This is a genomic window from Saccharospirillum alexandrii (assembly GCF_004000275.1).
Taxonomy (GTDB): domain Bacteria; phylum Pseudomonadota; class Gammaproteobacteria; order Pseudomonadales; family Natronospirillaceae; genus Saccharospirillum; species Saccharospirillum alexandrii.
Window position 1 is genome coordinate 568513 of sequence record NZ_RCIP01000001.1, and the last position, 20537, is coordinate 589049.

Sequence of the window (20537 nt, forward strand, 5' to 3'; positions counted from 1 at the left end):
GGGAACGCGGCAATAAGCGACGTACAGGGTCACTCTTGCAGTGGGGGATCAAATTTAAGAGTGTGACAGAGATCACATATACTGCAATTTGTAAAGAGAGTGTGAAGTCGTTCCGCTTGCGTCTTCGACTTTATTGCTATGTTCGCCGAATTACCAATAGCCCTCGGCTGGGTGGAGCGAACAATTATGGAATTACAGCAATCAAACAGTGATGTTTCCGGGTGGGTCCGGCGATTGGGTGGATTGGCTCTGGCCGGTCTGCTGACCATGCTGGTCGGCTGCGCCCAGGATTTCGACGGTGATGATACCGCTGCCCGGTCCCTGAACGAGGCCGGCAAGTCCCTATACGCCAAAGAATGCGCCTCCTGTCATGGCGGCAGTGGCGCGGGGGGCTCTGGCGGCCCACTGGTTGGCTGTGCCTCCTGTGGCAGTACCGAGTCGCTGATTTCCAAGATTAAAAAGGACATGCCCAGTGCGTCCAACCCGTTGCGTGGTCAGAATGCACAAGATGTTGCCGAGTATGTCTATGTCGCCTTCAATGAATCCACCAGAGGCAGTGTCGATCGGGCCATTCCCGGTGTAGCAACACTGACACCGCGCGAGGCGGTCTACAAGTTAGCGTTTGAGCTGGCCGGTCGCCTGCCTGAACCCGAAGAGGTCACCCGTTTTTCAGAAAGTCTGGAAGGCGAACGTGAAGTGGTAGCCGGGTTCATGGAAGAAGACTACTTCTATGAGCGGTTGAAAGATGTCTTTAATGACAGCTTCCAGACCGATCAGTACCGTCGCTCCAATGGCGGAAACCCGGGTGAAGTCTATAACCGGGATGTGAACGATAACGACAACCAAGACATTTTTGATGCAATGGACTGGTATGACCGGGTGCTTGATCCCGACAACGACGATATGGCTGATTTTCCGTTAAGCTCTGCTTATCTGCGCCATTTTTCAGATGAAGCCCTGTCACGCAAGCCCCTGATGTTCGTCGAATACCTGGCCCGCAATAACCGGGATTTCCGTGAGCTGGTCAGCGGCAAATACACGGTTGCCAACGCCTTCTCCTGGTATGCCTTTGCCGGCGATACCGACCGGCCCAACATCCGTGCGGTTGACCCCGATGCCAGTGCCAATAACGGCGCTTTACCGGTATTGCCGGAACCTGAGTGGGAAACCTGGCCGAATGTCGAATCGCTGAACAATTATTTGGATGTCGCTGATCTGGTCGGTCGCGATACCAATGGTAACTCAACGCGCACCAATGGGAATCTCACTGCCCAGTACGTTATGGAAGCCTTTCCTTATGATCCGCGTGATATCCGGGCGGTACAGCTTTACTACAACGATGTGGGTGGCAATGTTAAGAATTCCGGTATTCCGCACTCAGGCGTTCTGACGGATCTGGTCTTCCTGAACAAGTTCACTGCAATGGACACCAACCGCCATCGCCATCGTGCTCGCATGGTCTACTGGTTCTTTGGTGGCAAGGATTTATTGGCAATCGAAGGTAACCGCGACGTGGCTGCACTGGAGCTGGATGAGGCGTCTAATACCTCTGTCGGGGTGAGTGATCCGACCAAGACCAATTCCGACTGCGTGGTGTGCCACAAGATCATGGATCCGGTTGCGGAAGCCTTCAGCCATTTCCGTCTCGATGGTGTGTATCAGACCGATGAAGAACTGCAGGTCCTGGACCAGGGCGAAGTGCCGTTGACGCCAGGCGTCGAAGTCGGCTGGTCGCAGCTGGGTGCTGGTTTCGATCAATTCAGCACTAGTAACAACTACAACGGTCGCGAAGTTCAGTGGCTGGGTGAAACCATTGCGCAAGATGCGGCCTATGCCCGGGGTATCAGCCAGATAGTTGTTAGGGGGTTGATCGGTCAGCCAATTATGGGTGCCCCGAATCCTGATTCACCTCAGGCCTATCGTGATGCCTACGCCCAGCAAGCCCGATTGATTACCAATGCTGCATCCGAGTTCTCAGCGGCCGGTTACGACATCAAAGAGCTGGTGTATGCCATTACCAAGAGTGGTTATTACCGTGCCCGTGGTTTGTATCAGCCGGGTATGTCTGATGAATACGACAGCCTGGGTACTGCGCGCCTGATTCCGGCTCATTTGCTGAATCAAAAGCTGCGTGCCATCAATTCTGGGGGCTGGCGGAACAATGGTACTGTGAATCTCTATTCCCGCACCGGTCGTCGCTTTATGGGCGGCAAGGATTCGCGCGAAGTATTGGAAGACGCCGAATCAGCCAGTGGAATTATTGCAACACTGACGCAAGCCATGGCGGTTGAAGAGTCTTGCGATGTGGTGCAAAACGAATTCGATCAGCCGCGTTCGGAACGAAACCTCTTCCGTTTGGTGGAGACGTCAACCGATCTGGTGAGCGAATCGGGCATCAACCGGCGCGCCGAAGCCATGGCCATTCGCACGACGATTCAGTCACTCTATCTGGCTTTGCTGCATGAAGAGGTTGAACTCAACAGTGAAGATGTAGACATCGCGTTTGAATTATTCAGCACCGTTGTAAATGAGGGGATTCAGTCTGGTTGTAACGGACTGAGTGACGCCGAGCACGCCTGGTTTGCCGTGCTGGTGTATCTGATGAACGACTATCGCTTTATTTACGGATAAGGGTCACCCAGATGAAACGCCGTGATTTTATTAAGACACTCAGTGCAACCGGAATGGCCGTATGCAGTCCAATGGTCATGACGCAACGGGCTTATGCTGAATCGACTCCCGTAAACCGGTATTTCGTATTCCTGCATCTGGGCGGAGGCTGGGATCCAACCTCCCTCTGTGATCCTAAAGGTAACCGGTTGCGTCAGACCATTGACCCGGGTGCAAGGGAAGGTGGCTCGCCTGTCAATCGATACAGTGAAGGGGCCATTCGCCGCGCCGTGGATGTCGCGTTGGAAACCGGTATCGATGAAGACATGCGCTATGCGCCATACATTGGTACCTTTAATGACGACGACGAGGGTAGTGAGAATACGGGTCTGCCTATCGAGATGATTCAGCGGATGCTAGCCGGTAACATCGCGGGCGATGTGCTGACCGCGAACACTGAAGCTGGCTTTAGCTGGGAAACGCAAAAATCCACTAATGCGGCAACCATACGCAGTAACGCCGCCGCCATTCTGGAAGGGTCGATCAATACCGTTAATTTTGACACCCTGGTCGCCGATTCCCCAGGGTTCTTTAGTGGCCTGGTGCGTAATAACACCAATATGGCTGCTAACCTCTTTGTTTATGACGCCTTTTTCTGCCTGTATGCCCAGCACGCACGTGTGCTAAATGGGGTAGATAATCGTACCAACGGCCACGATACCGGCACCCGCTTTGCGGATACCGGCAGCATGGATACGTCCTACCCTGATTTCAGTGCCTTGTACGCTGCGGCCAAGGGGGCGGAAATGCCTTTGGCCTATATCACTAACGGCGGTGGCAACAACGAAACGGCTGGACTGGTCGCACGGTCCAGCGCCAGTGATGTGGGTGTATTTAACGCGCTGGCCAACCCGGAAGGCAATTATCTGCAAAATGGCCTGGATTCACTGATCGAACAGGCGAAGGATCAGCGTCGGCAAGTGCTGGCCGAAAAAGAAACACTGCCCAGACGGGTGCGTTTGAAGAGCCAGTTGTATATGGTGCGCGACGAAGGTGTTGCTTTCTCTGGTGTTGCCGCCCAGTTAGCCTCGCCACCCGATGGTACTCCCCAGAAAGCCCTGGATGATCGAGCCCGGAATAACCGCCAACGGCAGATGCGCATTGGAGCCGCGGCGATGGATGCGGGCATGGCCTCATCCATGCAAATCGGATTCGGTGGGTTCGATACGCACAACAACCATGACAATAATCAGTTTCCGAGAATACGGGATGTCCTGGTCGACTTGCATTACCTGTGGCAGGCGATGGATGTCTACAATATTACGGATAAGACAACCGTTATTTTGGGATCGGACTTCGGTCGTACGCCCTGGTTCAACGGCGGTAATGGCAAAGATCACTGGGCCGTGACAAGCTATGTGTTGCTGGGGCGTGACGTGGCCGGAGGCAGCGTGGTTAATGCGACGGATGCACTGGTCGGGCCGCGCAATGTCCAGGTTCAGGGTGGCCGACTTGTGCCAACGGCCTCGAACAGCATTGGTATCCGGATGACACCCGCTCACCTGCACCGGCAGCTGCGGGCAGCTGGTAATATTCAGAACCATGCCTTTTCGCAACGTTTCCCGATTGACGTTGACGCAGATCTGCCGATACTCGGCTAACAAAATTCATCCTTTGGCAGTGTGCCCTGGGGCGCACTGCTTGCGGTAAACGGATAGTGCAGATGACATACATAACTTTGGTAAAGGCAGCAAAAGCGAGTGGGTTGGTGATGCTCTGCCTCGTTGCACTGGGCGGCTGTACGACAGTTCAACCCTGGGAGCGCGGTGTGCTGGCTAAAGAAGAAATGAGTTGGTCTCCGAACCGGCTCGAATCGACACTGAACGGCCATGTGTATTTTTCAAAAGAAGCGTCATCGGGTGGCGGTGCCGCTGCCGGTGGTGGTTGCGGTTGTAATTGAGGATAACGGATGTCTGAAGCAGTAAAGCAGTTGGCCCGCAGTGCATTGGCCATTCCCGGGTTGGTATCCATGGCACAAGCTGCCGCCCCGGCAGAGTCCGAAGCAGGGTATCAGTACACCTATTACACCGAAGATGATTCCCCAGAAAGCCGCACCGACGGTGGCGCCCAGGAGCGTTACACCATTCAGGTACATCAGTTTTACCTGATGATGCCTTATGGCTCCAACATGAGCTGGGATGTCGAAGGCAGCTTCGAAACCATGTCGGGTGCCTCTCCGGTCTACACCTATCTGGATGACGAGGACGTCACCCGGGTGTATATGGCTGGCGCATCCATTGAGCGTCGTTTCGATTTATATGGGACGGGCCGCTATTACTGGTCGCAAGCTGATATAGGCGCACAGGCTGGTATATCCGTTGAACAGGATTATCTGGCATTGAGTTCCGGTATCGATGGTTCCCTGCAAATCAATGATCAAATGACAACGCTCAGTGGCGGAGCGACGCTAGGGTATGATTTCCTGGACCCCACCCAGGATTATTCCGATCCGGCCGATCAGCAGGCAAACACACCGGGACGTTTCGCCGCCAAAGACCAGACCAAATGGCAGGCATCCATCTTTGAAGGGATCAGCCAGATCATTGATATGAACACCGTGGTTCAGGCGGGTGTCAGTGTGACGCATCGTTCCGGCTACATGTCAGACCCCTACCGCGAGCGGGCCGGGGCAGAGGTTCCTTACGATATTCGCCCGGACAGCCGAACCCTGGTAACGCTCTCGGCGGGTGGTCGCAAGTATTTCCCGGGCATTGATGGCGCCTTGCATCTGGATTTCCGTTTTCTGGCTGACAGCTGGGATATCTGGTCGACAACAACCGATCTGTCCTGGTATCAGAACTACGCACCCGGCTGGGACTGGTTTGTGCGCAATGAAGTTGATTTCCAGCTGATACCGTCGCTGCGTTACTACCAGCAGACTCAGGCCTATTTCTACGAAATACCCGATCATGGTGTCTCAGACCCTTACTACACAGCCGATACAACCACCTATTATTCCAGTGATCCCCGGTTATCGAATTATGGGGCGCTGAGCATGGGGCTGGCATTAAAAACGGATTTTAGAAATTATTCCTGGACCATCACCGGCGAACGTTACGCTGCGAACCCCTCATACGGGTTTAACTTCGATGATGAAACACCGGGATTGCCAGCCTTTTGGAGGCTGACTACGGGTTTGGATTTCCGTTTTTGACCGGCTCATACCGGCAAGTCGGAGGAGCCGATACCTCAACTGCTGTCGAGTAATGAACACAGGCATTTGGTTATGACAGAACCTGAGCCAGGGCCCGGACTGTGCCATTTTAAGGGCATGGGTGGCCCCTGTGACCTGGCCGTTTTTGGTGCTCCGGATGGTTTGCTGGAGCGACTTAAGGACGAAGTTGTCAGGTTGGAACAGCGTTATTCCCGTTACCGGCCAGACAGCCTGGTTAGTGATATGAACAGGAAGGCGGGCGCTGTTCAGTTTGTCGATGCAGAGTGCGCAGGGCTACTGAATTATGCCGACCATTGTTACCGGCTCAGTGACGGCGTTTTTGATGTCACGGCCGGTGCTCTTCGGCGGGCCTGGGACTTCAGGCAACAACGCATCCCCGACCCGGCCGAGATAGCCGCGGCCCAGGCCGCTGTCGGTTGGGATCGGGTTGAGTGGGACGGTGAACAGTTGCGACTGGAACCCGGGATGGAGCTCGATTTCGGTGGCATCGTGAAAGAGTTTGCCGCCGATCGCTTGGTGGCTCTGATGGCCGAAGCCGGATGCTGCGGCATGGCCAACCTGGCCGGCGACATTGCTGTAACTGGACCACAGCCAGGTGACCGCCCCTGGATGTTGGGAGTAAGAGACCCGCTAGGTACCGGTCAGGCCATGGCCAGCGTTGCGCTGAACCAGGGTGGTCTGGCCAGCAGCGGAGATTACGAGCGGGGGTTTACCCAAGAGGGGGTGCGTTACAGTCATATTCTGAACCCGCACACCGGTTGGCCGGTTACGGATGCACCACGCGCTGTTACCGTAATTGCCGACCACTGTATTATGGCCGGCAGTCTGGCCACTATTGCCATGCTCAAAGGTAAAGATGCCGAAAGCTGGCTGGTGCAGCTGGAAGTCCCTTTTTTACTATGTGATGCGGGCATGAGTGTGTCTGGTACGCTGGTCACCCCTAAACACTGTTAATTGCAAAAAGGTTCAAGGTTACTACCCGATGATTAAGCACCTGACCAGAATTTCAATGCTCGGTTTTTTCATGCTGGTATGCATGGCAACACTGGGCAACGCCGTTGCATCGGAGTTTTTACCGGTGGACGAAGCCTTCGAGTTAACCGTTGAACGCAACGGCGACCAGTTGAATTTGCACTGGGACATCGCCGATGAATACTATCTGTACCGGGATCAGCACCGGGTAAATACCCGTGATGGTGCTGAAGTCGGTGAAGGCCAGCTTTCTTTCAATGTGTTGGAAAAGTACGACGATACGTTCAAGGACATCATGCCGGTCTATTACGACACCATGACGGCAGAGTACGCGGTATTGGCCGACCAGGGTGTAATAGAGGTTGTTTATCAGGGCTGCGCCGATGCTGGCTTGTGTTACCCACCCCAAACCCGGGTGTTCGATATTAATGGCGAGGCCATGGCTACACCGGTTTCAGGCGCAGCCACCTCCACCACTGCAGCCGGTTTCGCCCCTGCTCGCAGCGCTTTTGATACCGAAGGGCAGACCGGCTCCGATGTAGCCAGTCTGTCGCTGGCGCTGGCGCTGGTATTTGCTTTGCTTGGAGGCATGGTCCTCAATCTCATGCCCTGTGTGTTTCCGGTGCTGTCACTCAAGGCAATGCACCTGGCCCAATGGGGACAAGACACCCACCATTCGCGCCTGCATGGCTGGATCTACACCCTGGGAGTGGTGCTCAGTTTTATGGCTGTTGCAGCTGTTTTGTTGTTGTTGCGGCAGTTTGGAACCTGGGTGGGCTGGGGCTTTCAGTTGCAGTCGCCGATATTTGTTGCCGGCTTGATCATGCTGTTCTACGTGCTGGCATTGGCGATGGCCGGTTACGTTGAAGTTGGCCAGCGGTTAATGGGAGCCGGGCAGACCCTGACTCAAAAACCCGGTGCCTCCGGTACTTTCTTTACTGGCGTTCTGGCGACGTTGGTGGCTACCCCTTGCACAGCGCCTTTTATGGGGTCGGCAATCGGGTTTGCCCTGTTGCAACCGCCCGCAGTGGGTTTGCTGATTTTCGCCACCATGGGTTTCGGTATGGCCTTGCCCATACTGGCAATTACCTACCTGCCGGGCTTGGCGAGCCGACTGCCGAAGCCGGGTGCCTGGATGAACGTTTTCCGTCAATTGATGGCGTTTCCATTGTTCGCCACGGTGCTCTGGCTGCTTTGGGTATTGATTGAAATTCAGGGCACAACGGTGCTGTTGTCAGTGGGCATCGGCCTGATTCTGCTGACCATGGCAATTTGGCCAGCGCTGGCTGTTACCTCCGGCAACGGGCTGTTTGCTCGCTTTCTCAAACGTGGCCTTCGGGTTGCGTTTGTGGCGATCGCTTTTGTGATGGTCTTCGATCAGCGCCAGCAGGTCGACATCTGGCAGCCTTACGATGCCGCCATGCTCGACAGTTACCAGATGCTGGGTCAACCCGTCTTTTTGGACGTTACGGCCGCCTGGTGCATCACCTGCAAGGCTAATGAGCGAGTGGCTTTGTCGGGCGATCGGTTCGAAGCGCTGGTCAAACAGCAGGGGGTTCAGCTGATGAAAGCCGACTGGACCAACCCATCGCCTGAAGTCGATGCACTGATCGAACGCTTTGACCGCCAGGGCGTTCCTCTCTATGCTTACTTCCCCGGTAACGGTGGACCGGTGCAATTGTTGCCTCAGGTGTTAACGCCCGGGTTGATTGAGCGCACCTTTTCCGCATCCTGACGGTCGCCCGTTCCGGGCGCGTGTTGTCCGCATCTGAAGATGCCAGGATCCACTCGCAACAGGGGCTTGCACGCCAGGCCCCAACGCCACCGTATGGAGAGAGAAACCCACACCGATGTTATTGCCAGGCATAATCGACATTGAAGCCTCTGGATTTGGGCGAGGCAGTTATCCGATCGAAATAGGGGTGGCAACGGAATCCGGTGAAGCGATGTCCTGGCTGGTTCGACCTGAATCAGACTGGGATCATTGGGACGACAAAGCTGCGCAGTTGCATGGGATTACCCGGGAGCAACTGGTTCGGGACGGTCTGGGTGTCGATAGCATTGCCGATCATCTGAATGAAATGCTGGAAGGGCAGATTTTGTACAGCGACGGCTGGGGTTTCGATTCCGGGTGGCTGGCACTGTTGTATTATTGTGCCCGCAGGACCATGACCTTTCGGCTGGAAACTCTGCCGCGCATACTCACGGAGTTTCAACTTTCAGTGTGGGATGACACCAAACTGCGCATCCGGTCCGAGCATGCGCTCAGCCATCATCGGGCTGGTGAAGATGCCCGTTTGCTGCAGATGACTTATGAAACCACGGCGCTGATGGAATATCAGGACCAGTTGAAACGTTCTTGAGTTTGACCCACAGCCGAGCCTCTTGAATCCGTCTTTTTCATCCCGATCTTGTTTGCGACAAACCTTTTTTTTACGCCAAACTAAGCGAGCCCAATCATGTCTGTTGCACTTGCGATCAAGAGTAAATTGGCGGCGCTGTCGCCCCATCACCTGAGTGTCGATAACGAGAGTCATAAACACTCGGTGCCCGAAAACAGCGAAACCCACTTCCGGGTGGAAATTGTCAGCGAGGCATTTACAGGCGTGCGGGCAGTTCAGCGTCACCAGAAAGTCTACCAGTTACTTCAGGAAGAACTGGCCGGGCCCGTTCATGCACTGGCTATTCATGCCTATGCGCCTGACGAGTGGCAGGGTGAAGCCCCGGCATCTCCCGATTGCCGGGGTGGTAGCGGCAGCTAGGCAGGGCTGTTTAGTAACAGATACAGATCGGTCAAAATATCCGGTATGTCATTAAACATCTGGCTGAGTAAGGCCTTGTTGCGGTACAACGGCCGATAGTCAGCTTCGTCGGCAAAAAGACCTGAGGCCACTTCGATCGGTAACAGCAAGGTGGCCAGATCGTCTTCACTGGTGTGAGTAAACCGGTCGGGTAGGGCGAAGACTACTTCCATAAAACCCACCGCCCAGGCCTGCATGTCTGAGTCTTCCCAGTCTATGTCCGGCTCGAAACTGAGTGCGACCTGATCGTCTGAGTAGAGCTCGTCTGAAATTTCCCGGTAGAGTGTTACGCAGCTATCAGCAAACTGCTGCACTTCGGCTTCCGGCAAGTCGGACAAAGCCTGGCCGAGGGTGTCGTTGAGCCAGTCGTCCGACAGGGGCTCCTGAGCGATGACCAGCGCAGTGAGATAACCGTGCAGGCCGTGAATGTCGAGACAATCCTCGCTGCGGTTGTCGTCCTCCAGCCAGTCGGCCAGGGCATCCAGATCGGTCTCTGAGGTCATTGGTCGGGCTCCGTTGAGTTGAATGTACGGAGTATACCGGGTTAGTGACCCTATTGAATACGCACCGGCGGCAGGTGAACAGCGGTAAGTCTCTGTTCGCAAACGGGTTTCCATGTTTGGCGAGGGCCGTTACAATGGGTTGGATTCTCCCCGTAGTTCAACTGGATAGAACGAGGCCCTCCTAAGGCTTAAATCCTGGTTCGAGTCCAGGCGGGGAGACCAGGATTATTGATGAGGTGCGGGTTCATACCATCCGGTCGATACCACCCTCTGAATCGCCCAGTCCGTCTGGTCACACCGGTAGCCCGGCGCAGTCAGCGGCTTCAGTCAATGGAAACGAGGTAGGGTATGTCTGATACACTGGCAATCATAGGCGGAACCGGTCTGACGCAGTTACCGGGGCTTACCATTTCCAACGCACACGATGTACAGACGCCTTATGGCTCACCGTCGGCCCCCATACTGGAAGGCGAACTCAATGGCTACCGGGTTTTGTTTCTGGCCCGGCACGGGCATCCGCACCGTGTCCCACCGCACCAGGTAAACTATCGCGCCAATTTGTGGGCGCTGCAAAATCTCTATGCGACCGATGTGATCGCCATTAACGCGGTGGGCGGCATTACCCGCAATATGACCAGCCAGGCGCTGGTCGTGCCCGTGCAGATTATCGACTATACCCACGGCCGCGAATCGACCATCTTTGAAGGCGAGCTTTCCGGAGTGACCCATGTTGATTTCAGTTACCCCTATACGGAAAGCTTGCGTCAATTGCTGCTCAAATCCGCCAAGGAAGTGTCCGAACCGGTTATTAACGGTGGCGTCTATGGTGCGACCCAGGGGCCGAGACTGGAGACGGTTGCCGAGATATTCCGCATGGAACAGGATGGCTGTGATCTGGTGGGCATGACTGGCATGCCAGAGGCAGCACTTGCCCGGGAGCTGAAGCTACGCTACGCCAGTTTGTCGGTGGTGGTGAATCCGGCAGCAGGCAAGGGTGAAGGGGTTATCACCATCAAGGAGATTGACGAGAACCTGGCCGCTGGCATGGAGCGGGTAAAGCGCATCGTTGAGACGGCCGTCAATCGTTTCTATACGGAATAGCCAAGCGTCTGTTAAATCGATCTGCGGATCCAACATCGCATAAAAAAGCCAGCAATTGCTGGCTTTTTTATGATCAGATCACGGGTGTACAACGCGTTGGTCAGGGTGCTTCGCCTTCCGGCGCGTCGAATTCGAGCGGCACAATGTAAATCAGCAGGCCCAGTTCCGGATTGTCAATGTAGTGCAATTCGGAGCTGCGCATGCGCCGTCGCTGTTTCATCTCGATGCTTTCGGTGGCGACAAAATACTGATTATTGTTTGACGTGATGATGTCAGTATCGAAGACGTTGCTGCCCAGGGCGCTGGCTTCCTGGTCGAGACTCAGCCCGCTGAAGGGCAATGATTTGTCACTCGAGCCAGTGATGGCATTGTCGTCGATGAGTCGAAACGGGTTATCGGTCTGAGTGTACCGGACCAGTTGCAGGTCGGTATTAAGGTGCAGGTAGCGTTCAACGTAAAGGTCCAGGTAGCCCTGCAGTTCATGCTGGCTGCCATAGACATCACCGGCGTCGATGCGAATCGGGACTATGTCGTTTCGTCCCGGAACCGGCTGTACCCAACTCTGGTGATACAGTACCCGGTAGTTACGGCTGCTTTCCAGAGCTGCTTTTTCCTCTGCCAGGGTCCACTCGGGTTCGCTCAGAGGCCTGAACGGAATGGGTAATTGTTCAACATCGCCGTCCACGCCGCCGGAGACTTCTGATTGCTCATGGCTGTCGGAGATTGCCAAGACCGGAGAGCGCCGCTCCAGGCTGGGATAGGTTGGCCAGCGTTCCGGGTTTTCAGGGCGACTGCCCGTGTGTTCGAAGATCAGCACTTCCACCTGAAACCAGCTGCCCTCGAATTCAGCAGCGGCGGGCAGGGAAATCAGGCCGGCCAGCAAGGTAATGCAAGTCGTTCGAAGCGTCATGGCATGTCTCATTGGGGTTTCCTGCTGACCAGTGTGATGATTTCTTCAACCGTGTCAAACCTTGACGCAGGCGTCGGGCTTTCGGTGATGACATGCAGCATGGTGCCATTTTTCAATTTGAAACGGTGTGGCTGCGACTGAATCAACTGGACCAGGGTGAATGGATCAATCGTGGTGTTTTTGCTGAACTCAATGGTGCCGCCGGACAAACCGATATCAATGCGCTGCACGCCGAGTGGTTCGAGCTTCTGACGCAATTCAGTCACTTTAAATAGGTGGCTTACCGGCTCCGGTAACAGACCAAAACGGTCAATCATCTCTATCTGTAAGTCGCGCAACTGATCGGCATTTTCACTGGACGCGATGCGTTTGTAGAGGGTGAGGCGAGTATTGATGTCGCCAATGTAGTCGGCCGGGATCAGGGCCGGTATACGCAGGTTGACCTCGACACCGGGGTTGTCCAAATCTTCCGGGTTGAACGTCTCGCCTCTCTGGATGGCTTTGACGGCCTTGTTCAGCATGTCCATGTACAGCGAGAAGCCGATGCCTTCGATGTGGCCGCTTTGTTCCTCACCCAGCAATTCCCCGGCACCGCGAATTTCCAGGTCATGGGTGGCCAGTGTAAAGCCGGCGCCCAGGTCCTGCGCTTCGCCAATGGCTTCCAGTCGCTTCTGCGCATCCTTGGTCAGCGTTTTCCAGGGCGGTGTCATCATGTACGCATAGGCCTGGTGGTGAGACCGGCCAACCCGACCTCGTAACTGATGCAACTGAGCCAGCCCGAACCGGTCGGCCCGCTCGATTAGAATGGTGTTGGCGGTGGGGACATCGATACCGGTTTCAATAATGGTGGTACACAGCAGAACGTTGAACCGTTTGTGGTAAAAGTCTGACATGATGCGTTCAAGCTGGCGTTCCGGCATCTGACCATGGGCGGTCACAATACGGGCTTCCGGCACCAGCTCACGCAACGCCTGGGCGGTTCTCTCAATGGTACTGACTTCATTGTACAGGTAATAAACCTGACCACCGCGGAGGATCTCGCGCAGTAAAGCTTCCTTTACCTGGGCGTCGTCGCGCTCGCGCACGAAGGTTTTCACCGACAGACGTCGTGCCGGAGGAGTGGCAATGATGCTCAGATCCCGCACCCCGGACATCGACATATTCAGGGTACGCGGAATGGGGGTTGCCGTCAGAGTCAGGATGTCAACGTTGGCCCGCAAGGCTTTTATGCGCTCTTTCTGGGTAACGCCGAAGCGATGTTCTTCATCGATAATCAGCAACCCGAGGTCTTTGAAGCGGATGTCTTTTTGCAGCAACTTATGGGTGCCGACCACAACATCGACCTTTCCGTCTGTGATGCCATCGATTACCGATTTGGTGTCGCCCGTGTTGCGAAAGCGGCTGAGCACCTCGACCCGCACCGGCCAGTTGGCAAAACGATCGTTGAAGTTCTCGTAATGTTGCTGGGCAAGCAGGGTGGTTGGTACCAGTATGGCGACCTGGCGCCCGGCGTTGGCGGCAATGAAAGCTGCGCGCATGGCGACTTCGGTCTTGCCGAAGCCGACATCGCCGCAGACCAGGCGGTCCATCGGCTGGGGGCGACGCATGTCTTTGATGACGGCGTCGATGGCATCGGCCTGATCGTCTGTCGGTTCGAACCCGAAACCGGCACTGAACTGGGCGTACTCGGTTTCGTCGAACGGGAAAGCATGCCCCCGGCGGGCTTCACGTGTGGCATACAGAGCCAGTAGTTCTGCGGCTGTATCGCGAATCTTTTCGGCGGCTTTGTGCTTGGTTTTGCTCCAGCGGTCATGCCCCAGCTTGTGCAGCGGCGCGCTGTCGGTATCGGCCCCGGAATACCGGCTGATCATGTGCAGGTTGCTGACCGGTACGTACAGGTGGCTGCCTTCGGCATAGCTGAGTTTCAGAAATTCCTGGGCTTGTCCGTCCAGCTCGAGCGTTTCCAGGCCCTGGTAGCGGCCAACGCCGTGATCGAGGTGAACGACGGCGCTGCCTGGGTTCAGTTCGGTCAGGTTGCGAATAACCTGATCGGATTGATCGGACTGAGCACGGTCTCTGCGTTTTTTCTGAACGACGTAGTCACCGAATAACTGTGGCTCGCTGATCAGGGTGATGCCGGCATCGGTCAGTACCAGGCCCTGGCCCAGCGGCGCGACGGTCAGGCCAACGGCTGAATCGGAATGGTCCAGAAACCCGGATACCGTGTCGAAGGGTTCCGGCTTAATCCGTATGCGCCCAAGCAGTTCTTTGAGCGCTTCGCGCCTGCCCAGTGACTCGGCACAAAACAGTACCCGGTGACCGGTTTCCTTGAGAAAACATTCCAGGCGGTTCAAGGGTTCCTGTGCGCGGTGATCCACTGGGTAGTCAGCCGGCGACTCGGTGCTCAGGTTCAGATGCCCGCTTTGTTCGCGGACCGGGGATGTGCTGAGCGACAGCCGCCGGAATTGGTTGAGCCGGGTGAACACTTCGTCACTCGGCGTAAACAGCTCCCTCGGTGTCAGTATGGGTTGCGTAATGTCGTGGCGGCGGTTTTCGTACCGGCTCTCAACTTCCTGCCAGAAGTGGTCAAGTTGACCGACCAGGGTTGTCTGGTGGGCGACCAGGGCCTGCTCGGGCAGGTAATCCCAAAAAGAATCGGTTCGCTCGTAAAACAGGGGCAAGAAATACTCGATGCCACCGGGAGCAATGCCTTCGCTGACCTCGGTATAAGTGCGACAGCGGGAGAAATCGGCTGCAAAGCGCTCCCGGAAGGCTTGCCGGAACCGGGCAATGCCGGTCTCTGTCAGCGGTACTTCCCGACCCGGCAGCAACGTGATGCGCGGGATAGGCTCGCCGGAACGCTGGGTTTCCGGATCGAAGTACCGGATTGACTCGATGTCTTCGTCGAACAGGTCGACGCGAACCGGCTGTTCGGAACCCATTGGGAAAATGTCGAGAATCGAGCCCCTGACAGCAAACTCGCCGTGCTGGTATACGGTATCGGTGGCCCTGTAACCCGCTGATTCCAGTTGCCGACGCTGCTGGGCGATGTCGATGGTCTGTCCTAGATGCCAGTCAAAGGCCGTGCCGATAATGGCTTCTTTCGGCGCCAGACGGTGGCTGAGGTTGGCGGCACTGGCAATGCAGATCACCCTGGGGTTCTTTGCCAGCGCATTGAGCACGCTGAGTCGATCCGAAATGATGTCTTCGTGCGGTGAAAAGTTATCGTAAGGCAGGGTTTCCCAGTCTGGAAATACCAGAATGTCCCAGTTGTCTGTGCCCTTGAATACGTTCAGCTCCTGCGCCAGCCGGTCGACATCGGCCGGTGTATCGGCGATGAGCAGCAGAGTACCGTCGTGCTGCTTCATGACGTGAGCGAGGTACCAGCCCGTGGCCGCACCGTTGATCTGGCCAATGTGACGGTGATCACCGGGCTTCAGGGGGATATTCAGCGAAGGGTTGTACATGGGCTAGGGTTATCAAGTCAGTCGGAACAGGGCGCGAATGCTAGCAGACTTGGCTGGCAGCGCCCAGCGCTGTAGAGAGCCAATCAGCCTGTCAGGCCCGGTTTTACGGGAAGTCGGCAAAAAAGGAATCTCACACTATGGTAGCCATCCAAACCACTGATCTTTATACTTACGCACGATTTTTTGGGGTGGGTTTGCCGTCGTGCCGACATTGTGTCGTTTTAGGCATTAATCGGTTCGGATTTGGCCAGCCTGAAAGCAATATTTGGTTTGCGTCGTTACCCGGGGGCCGTGTGAACCCGGTATAACGGAGCAAAGCATTGGACAGAGCACACTATGATAACGATCAAGAAAGGGCTCGACTTGCCCATTTCCGGCGCTCCGCGTCAGGAAATTTCGGATGGTCAGCCGGTCAACACAGTGGCTTTGGTCGGTTACGACTACAATGGGATGAAACCGACCATGTTGGTAAAGGAGGGTGACCGGGTCAAGCTGGGTCAGGCCGTCTTCACCGACAAGAAAAACGAAGGGGTTGTCTATACGGCCCCAGCCTCCGGCCTGGTTAAGGCCATCAATCGTGGCGCGCGCCGCCTGTTCCAGTCTCTGGTCATCGAGCTGGATGGCGACGACCATGAGCAGTTCGAGGCAACTCCAGCAGATCAATTCAGCTCTCTGAGCACAGAATCGTTGCGCGAAACCCTGGTAAAATCTGGGGCCTGGACCGCCTTTCGGACGCGGCCGTATTCCAAGGTGCCCGCCATCGATTCCGAGCCGACAGCCATATTTGTACAGGCGATGGATACCAACCCACTGGCGGCTGATCCGGCAGCAGTGATTGCGACCGATACCGACGCGTTTACTCAGGGCCTGACACTGCTGACCAAGCTCACTCAAGGCAAGGTGTGGGTTTGCAAGGCGCCGGGCAGTCAGATTCCTACGGCTGAAGGGGTTTCCGTTGAAGAATTCGGCGGTGTCCACCCGGCTGGCAATGCAGGTACTCATATCCACTTCCTCGAACCTGTGCACGCTGGCAAAGTTGTATGGACAATTGGTTATCAGGAAGTGATTGCCCTGGCCAAATTGATTGTGACCGGTGTAGTGCCAACCGACCGTATCGTCGCGCTGGCCGGTCCTCAAGTGAAAGAACCCCGCCTGGTTCGGACACGTCTGGGCGCATCCCTGGTCGAACTGACCCGTGATGAGTTGAAAGACGGTGAGAACCGGCTGATTTCCGGCTCGGTATTTGGGGGTCGTGGTGGGCTTGAAGAAGCCGCCTATCTCGGTCGCTATCACACTCAGGTCAGTGTGTTGGCCGAAGGTCGCGCACGCCCGATTTTGCATTACCTGCATGCCGGTAAAAACCGCCATTCGATACTGAACATTTATTTGTCCAAGCTGATGCGCGGAAAAACCTTCGATTTCAATACCACCACTAATGGCTCTGAACGGGCAATGGTTCCGGTGGGACAGTATGAGAAGGTGATGCCTCTGGATATTCTGCCAACTCAGCTGCTGCGTGCGCTGATTGTGGGCGATCTGGATTCGGCGGAAAAGCTGGGTGCATTGGAGCTGGATGAAGAAGATCTGGCGCTGTGCACCTATGTGTGTGCTGGCAAGTATGAATATGGCCCGATCCTGCGGGAAAATCTGACTCGCATCGAGCTGGAGGGGTAAGGCATGGGTTTACGTACAACGCTAGACAATATGGCGCCGCTGTTTGAAAAAGGCGGCAAGTATGAAAAGTGGTATGCGCTTTATGAAGCGGTCGATACCATTTTCTATATGCCCAACTCCGTTACCCGCACCACGTCTCACGTGCGTGATGGTATGGACCTGAAACGCATCATGATCACCGTTTGGCTGTGCACCTTCCCAGCCATGTTCTGGGGGATGTGGAACCTTGGCTTCCAGGCCAATACCGCCATTGAAGCTGGCATGGCTGTCAACGACGGCTGGCGCGAAGCGCTGATCAGCCTCTTTGCGGGTCATGATCCGTCGAGCATCTGGGATAACCTGATCTACGGGGCGGCCTATTTTGTCCCCATTTATGCGGTTACGTTTATTGTGGGCGGCTTCTGGGAAGTCACCTTCGCTATGGTGCGTGGCCACGAAGTCAACGAAGGCTTCTTCGTGACGTCGGTGCTATTCGCCCTGATTTGCCCACCGACGTTGCCATTGTGGGCGGTCGCGCTGGGTATTACCTTCGGCGTGGTGGTCGGCAAGGAAATCTTCGGTGGCACAGGCAAGAACTTCCTTAACCCGGCACTGACCGGACGTGCCTTCCTGTACTTTGCTTACCCGGCAAGCATGTCTGGCGATGCCGTATGGACAGCCGTTGATGGGTTTTCGGGCGCAACGGCACTGAGCTTCGCGTTCAGCGACGGCCTGGTAGATGGCATGCTGGGTAGTCTGACCTGGCTAGACGCCTTCCTGGGTATTCAGCAGGGCTCGGTCGGTGAAGTTTCAACACTAATGATTCTGCTTGGTGGCGCCGTATTGCTGATAATGGGTATTGCCAGCTGGCGGATTGTACTGGGTACGCTGGTGGGCATGATCTTGTTGTCGAGCCTGTTCAATCTGATCGGGTCTGACTCCAACCCCATGTTCGGTCTGCCCTGGTACTGGCATCTGGTGATTGGCGGTTTTGCCTTCGGCATGATGTTCATGGCCACCGATCCGGTTTCTAGCTCCATGACTAATACCGGGAAAATCTGGTTCGGCATACTGATTGGCGTAATGACGGTATTGATTCGCGTCGTTAATCCGGCCTTCCCGGAAGGCATCATGCTGGCTATCTTGTTCGCTAATATTTTTGCACCGACCATCGATTATTTCGTGGTTGAGCGAAACATCAAACGGAGGCTTGCTCGTGTCCAGTAACAAAGACTCCATCACCAATGTTCTCAAGGTTGCCTTGCTGGTCTGTCTGGCCTGCGCAATCGTTGTTTCTACTGCTGCTGTAGCCTTAAGACCGGTGCAGCAGGAAAACCGTCAGTTGGACTTGCGTCGCAACATCCTGGCAGCGGCTGGTCTGTTGCAGGATGGTGTCTCTGTTCAGGAACAGTTCGAACAGGTGAATACTCGCCTGATCAACCTGGAAACCGGTGAGTTCTCAGACGAGTTCGATACCGAGACGTTCGAGCCACGAGATGCTATTCGGGACCCTGCGCTGTCCGAAGCCATTCCGGCCTCTGAAGACATTGCCGGTATCAAGCGTCGCGAGCAGTACACTGAGGTGTACCTGATCAATGACAGTGAAGGACAGTTGCAGACCCTGATTCTTCCCGTACGTGGCTATGGCCTGTGGTCAACTCTGTGGGGCTTTATCGCCCTGGACAGCGATCTCAACACGGTGCGTGGGTTCGGGTTCTATGAACATGCTGAAACTCCGGGACTGGGTGGCGAAGTGGATAACCCTAACTGGAAAGAGCAGTTCATCGGAAAAGAGGTTTATGGCGGTCAGGGCAGTGTTGAGTTGGCCGTTAAGAAAGGCTCGGTCAACCGCAGCAATGAAATGGAAGCGACGCACATGGTCGATGGCCTTAGCGGCGCAACGCTGACCAGTCGCGGTGTTACCAGCCTGATTCAATACTGGCTGGGCGAACGTGGGTTCAAGCCTTTTCTTACCAAACTTGAAGCGGGAGAAGCCTGATCATGTCTGAGACACGGAAGGTATTACTGGCACCTATTTTTGCCAACAATCCCATTGCCCTGCAAATCCTGGGGATTTGCTCTGCACTCGCGGTGACCACCAGTGTGAACGTCACCATTGTGATGTGTATTGCACTGACGTCGGTCACGGCGTTTTCCAACCTCTTTATCTCGATGATTCGCAATCAGATTCCGAGCAGCATCCGGATTATTGTGCAGATGACCATTATTGCCTCGCTGGTAATCGTGGTTGATCAGATTTTGAAAGCCTATGCTTTCGAGATGTCGAAGCAGCTGTCCGTTTTTATTGGTCTGATTATCACCAACTGCATTGTGATGGGGCGTGCGGAAGCCTTTGCCATGCAGAACCCGCCGGGCATGAGTTTCATCGATGGTGTTGGTAATGGACTGGGCTACAGTGTTGTGTTGCTGTTTGTTGCGGTCATTCGTGAGTTTCTCGGAGCCGGCAGCTTGTTCGGTGTGGAAATTCTGGCCACGGTAAACAACGGAGGCTGGTACATTCCAAACGGCTTGCTGCTACTGCCGCCCAGTGCGTTCTTTATTATTGGTGGTTTTATCTGGATCCTGCGTACGGTTTACAAGGACCAGGTTGAGGAAAGTGAATTTACCATGAAAGCACACGTCAAGAAGGAGGCCATGTAATGGAAGCATTGATCAGCCTCTTTATACGCGCGGTATTTGTTGAAAACATGGCCTTGGCCTTCTTTCTGGGTATGTGTACTTTCCTGGCGTTGTCCAAGAAAGTGTCTGCGGCGATTGGTCTTGGTATTGCGGTTATCGTCGTACAAACCATTACAGTGCCGGTCAACAACCTGTTATTTAACTTCGTGTTACGCGAAGGTGCGCTGGCCTGGGCGGGCTTTCCTGATGCCGATCTGAGCTTCCTGGGTTACCTGAGCTACATTGGTGTTATTGCGGCCATTGTTCAGATTCTGGAAATGGTGCTCGATAAGTATTTCCCGGCTCTCTACAACGCCCTGGGCGTGTTTTTACCACTGATCACCGTGAACTGCGCCATCCTGGGTGCATCATTGTTCATGGTAGAGCGTGACTACACGTTCAGCGAATCGGTCGTCTATGGCATTGGGGCCGGTGTGGGCTGGGCGCTTGCGATCCTCGCACTGGCGGGTATTCGGGAGAAGCTGAAATACAGTGACGTCCCAGCGGGTTTGCGTGGTCTGGGTATTACCTTCGTCACCGTTGGTCTGATGTCTCTCGGCTTTATGTCGTTCTCGGGCGTTTCCCTGTAACCGGTAAGGAATGAAC

Annotated in this window: 17 protein-coding genes and 1 tRNA gene; 15 read left to right on the forward strand and 3 right to left on the reverse strand. The window is 55.2% G+C overall.

The window, feature by feature from the left end:
* Positions 1 to 186 precede the first annotated feature (186 nt).
* From EP166_RS02705 to EP166_RS02740, 8 genes are all read left to right on the forward strand, one after another.
* The gene (locus EP166_RS02705) at positions 187 to 2631 is read left to right on the forward strand and encodes a c-type cytochrome (protein WP_127555263.1); all 2445 of its coding nucleotides are present in this window, start codon (positions 187 to 189) and stop codon (positions 2629 to 2631) included.
* An 11-nt stretch (positions 2632 to 2642) separates the two neighbouring features.
* Entirely contained in the window at positions 2643 to 4271 is a 1629-nt protein-coding gene (locus tag EP166_RS02710) for a DUF1501 domain-containing protein (protein WP_127555264.1), read from the forward strand.
* 62 nt (positions 4272 to 4333) lie between these two features.
* Positions 4334 to 4570, forward strand: a complete 237-nt coding sequence (locus EP166_RS02715; RefSeq protein ID WP_127555265.1) for a DUF4266 domain-containing protein — start codon at positions 4334 to 4336, stop codon at positions 4568 to 4570.
* A 9-nt stretch (positions 4571 to 4579) separates the two neighbouring features.
* Positions 4580 to 5824 (forward strand): DUF3570 domain-containing protein, encoded by a 1245-nt coding sequence (locus tag EP166_RS02720; RefSeq protein ID WP_127555266.1) that lies wholly within the window; start codon positions 4580 to 4582, stop codon positions 5822 to 5824.
* 72 nt (positions 5825 to 5896) lie between these two features.
* The gene (locus EP166_RS02725; RefSeq protein ID WP_127555267.1) at positions 5897 to 6799 is read left to right on the forward strand and encodes an FAD:protein FMN transferase; all 903 of its coding nucleotides are present in this window, start codon (positions 5897 to 5899) and stop codon (positions 6797 to 6799) included.
* Between the two features lie 28 nt (positions 6800 to 6827).
* A complete protein-coding gene (locus EP166_RS02730; protein WP_127555268.1) occupies positions 6828 to 8552 on the forward strand; it encodes a protein-disulfide reductase DsbD family protein in 1725 nt (574 codons plus the stop codon).
* A gap of 115 nt (positions 8553 to 8667) precedes the next feature.
* Complete coding sequence (locus tag EP166_RS02735; protein WP_127555269.1) at positions 8668 to 9180, forward strand: 3'-5' exonuclease; 513 nt, start codon at positions 8668 to 8670, stop codon at positions 9178 to 9180.
* A gap of 96 nt (positions 9181 to 9276) precedes the next feature.
* A complete protein-coding gene (locus EP166_RS02740) occupies positions 9277 to 9579 on the forward strand; it encodes a BolA family protein (protein WP_127555270.1) in 303 nt (100 codons plus the stop codon).
* Here EP166_RS02740 and EP166_RS02745 read toward each other — a convergent pair.
* Entirely contained in the window at positions 9576 to 10121 is a 546-nt protein-coding gene (locus tag EP166_RS02745; protein WP_164743782.1) for a YecA/YgfB family protein, read from the reverse strand. The genes EP166_RS02740 and EP166_RS02745 overlap by 4 nt on opposite strands.
* Positions 10122 to 10267: 146 nt before the next feature.
* On the opposite strand from EP166_RS02745, the gene EP166_RS02750 reads away from it, so the two are divergent.
* Positions 10268 to 10343, forward strand: a tRNA-Arg gene (locus EP166_RS02750).
* Positions 10344 to 10469: 126 nt separating this feature from the next.
* Positions 10470 to 11222, forward strand: coding sequence for an S-methyl-5'-thioinosine phosphorylase (locus tag EP166_RS02755; RefSeq protein WP_127555272.1), 753 nt, complete (start codon positions 10470 to 10472; stop codon positions 11220 to 11222).
* Positions 11223 to 11322: 100 nt separating this feature from the next.
* Here the strand turns inward: EP166_RS02755 and EP166_RS02760 are convergent, their stop codons facing one another.
* Together EP166_RS02760 and mfd are read right to left on the reverse strand one after the other, a co-directional pair.
* Positions 11323 to 12132 carry a CsiV family protein gene (locus EP166_RS02760; protein WP_164743783.1) on the reverse strand — a complete coding sequence of 270 codons (810 nt, stop codon included), beginning with the start codon at positions 12130 to 12132 and terminating at the stop codon, positions 11323 to 11325.
* Between the two features lie 8 nt (positions 12133 to 12140).
* The gene (gene mfd / locus EP166_RS02765) at positions 12141 to 15599 is read right to left on the reverse strand and encodes a transcription-repair coupling factor (RefSeq protein ID WP_127555274.1); all 3459 of its coding nucleotides are present in this window, start codon (positions 15597 to 15599) and stop codon (positions 12141 to 12143) included.
* Between the two features lie 336 nt (positions 15600 to 15935).
* Here mfd and EP166_RS02770 point away from each other — a divergent pair, with 336 nt between their 5' ends.
* From EP166_RS02770 to nqrE, 5 genes are read left to right on the forward strand one after another with little or no spacing between them, the layout of a single operon-like run.
* Positions 15936 to 17273 carry a Na(+)-translocating NADH-quinone reductase subunit A gene (locus EP166_RS02770; protein WP_127555275.1) on the forward strand — a complete coding sequence of 446 codons (1338 nt, stop codon included), beginning with the start codon at positions 15936 to 15938 and terminating at the stop codon, positions 17271 to 17273.
* A gap of 3 nt (positions 17274 to 17276) precedes the next feature.
* Entirely contained in the window at positions 17277 to 18479 is a 1203-nt protein-coding gene (locus EP166_RS02775) for an NADH:ubiquinone reductase (Na(+)-transporting) subunit B (protein WP_127555276.1), read from the forward strand.
* The gene (locus EP166_RS02780) at positions 18469 to 19251 is read left to right on the forward strand and encodes a Na(+)-translocating NADH-quinone reductase subunit C (RefSeq protein WP_127555277.1); all 783 of its coding nucleotides are present in this window, start codon (positions 18469 to 18471) and stop codon (positions 19249 to 19251) included. Before EP166_RS02775 ends, EP166_RS02780 begins: the two co-directional genes overlap by 11 nt.
* A 2-nt stretch (positions 19252 to 19253) precedes the next feature.
* On the forward strand, positions 19254 to 19913 hold the full coding sequence (locus EP166_RS02785; protein ID WP_127555278.1) for an NADH:ubiquinone reductase (Na(+)-transporting) subunit D: 660 nt from the start codon (positions 19254 to 19256) through the stop codon (positions 19911 to 19913).
* Complete coding sequence (gene nqrE / locus EP166_RS02790; protein ID WP_127555279.1) at positions 19913 to 20521, forward strand: NADH:ubiquinone reductase (Na(+)-transporting) subunit E; 609 nt, start codon at positions 19913 to 19915, stop codon at positions 20519 to 20521. Before EP166_RS02785 ends, nqrE begins: the two co-directional genes overlap by 1 nt.
* Positions 20522 to 20537: the final 16 nt, after the last annotated feature.

Excerpts from the sequence above, each read along its gene's own strand:
- EP166_RS02740 (WP_127555270.1), top strand. The coding sequence starts at position 9,277 with ATGTCTGTTGCACTTGCGATCAAGAGTAAATTGGCGGCGCTGTCGCCC.
- EP166_RS02710 (WP_127555264.1), top strand. The coding sequence starts at position 2,643 with ATGAAACGCCGTGATTTTATTAAGACACTCAGTGCAACCGGAATGGCC.
- mfd (WP_127555274.1), bottom strand. The coding sequence starts at position 15,599 with ATGTACAACCCTTCGCTGAATATCCCCCTGAAGCCCGGTGATCACCGT.
- EP166_RS02745 (WP_164743782.1), bottom strand. The coding sequence starts at position 10,121 with ATGACCTCAGAGACCGATCTGGATGCCCTGGCCGACTGGCTGGAGGAC.
- EP166_RS02760 (WP_164743783.1), bottom strand. The coding sequence starts at position 12,132 with ATGACGCTTCGAACGACTTGCATTACCTTGCTGGCCGGCCTGATTTCC.
- EP166_RS02755 (WP_127555272.1), top strand. The coding sequence starts at position 10,470 with ATGTCTGATACACTGGCAATCATAGGCGGAACCGGTCTGACGCAGTTA.
- EP166_RS02730 (WP_127555268.1), top strand. The coding sequence starts at position 6,828 with ATGATTAAGCACCTGACCAGAATTTCAATGCTCGGTTTTTTCATGCTG.
- nqrE (WP_127555279.1), top strand. The coding sequence starts at position 19,913 with ATGGAAGCATTGATCAGCCTCTTTATACGCGCGGTATTTGTTGAAAAC.
- EP166_RS02720 (WP_127555266.1), top strand. The coding sequence starts at position 4,580 with ATGTCTGAAGCAGTAAAGCAGTTGGCCCGCAGTGCATTGGCCATTCCC.
- EP166_RS02715 (WP_127555265.1), top strand. The coding sequence starts at position 4,334 with ATGACATACATAACTTTGGTAAAGGCAGCAAAAGCGAGTGGGTTGGTG.
- EP166_RS02705 (WP_127555263.1), top strand. The coding sequence starts at position 187 with ATGGAATTACAGCAATCAAACAGTGATGTTTCCGGGTGGGTCCGGCGA.
- EP166_RS02770 (WP_127555275.1), top strand. The coding sequence starts at position 15,936 with ATGATAACGATCAAGAAAGGGCTCGACTTGCCCATTTCCGGCGCTCCG.
- EP166_RS02725 (WP_127555267.1), top strand. The coding sequence starts at position 5,897 with ATGACAGAACCTGAGCCAGGGCCCGGACTGTGCCATTTTAAGGGCATG.
- EP166_RS02775 (WP_127555276.1), top strand. The coding sequence starts at position 17,277 with ATGGGTTTACGTACAACGCTAGACAATATGGCGCCGCTGTTTGAAAAA.
- EP166_RS02735 (WP_127555269.1), top strand. The coding sequence starts at position 8,668 with ATGTTATTGCCAGGCATAATCGACATTGAAGCCTCTGGATTTGGGCGA.
- EP166_RS02785 (WP_127555278.1), top strand. The coding sequence starts at position 19,254 with ATGTCTGAGACACGGAAGGTATTACTGGCACCTATTTTTGCCAACAAT.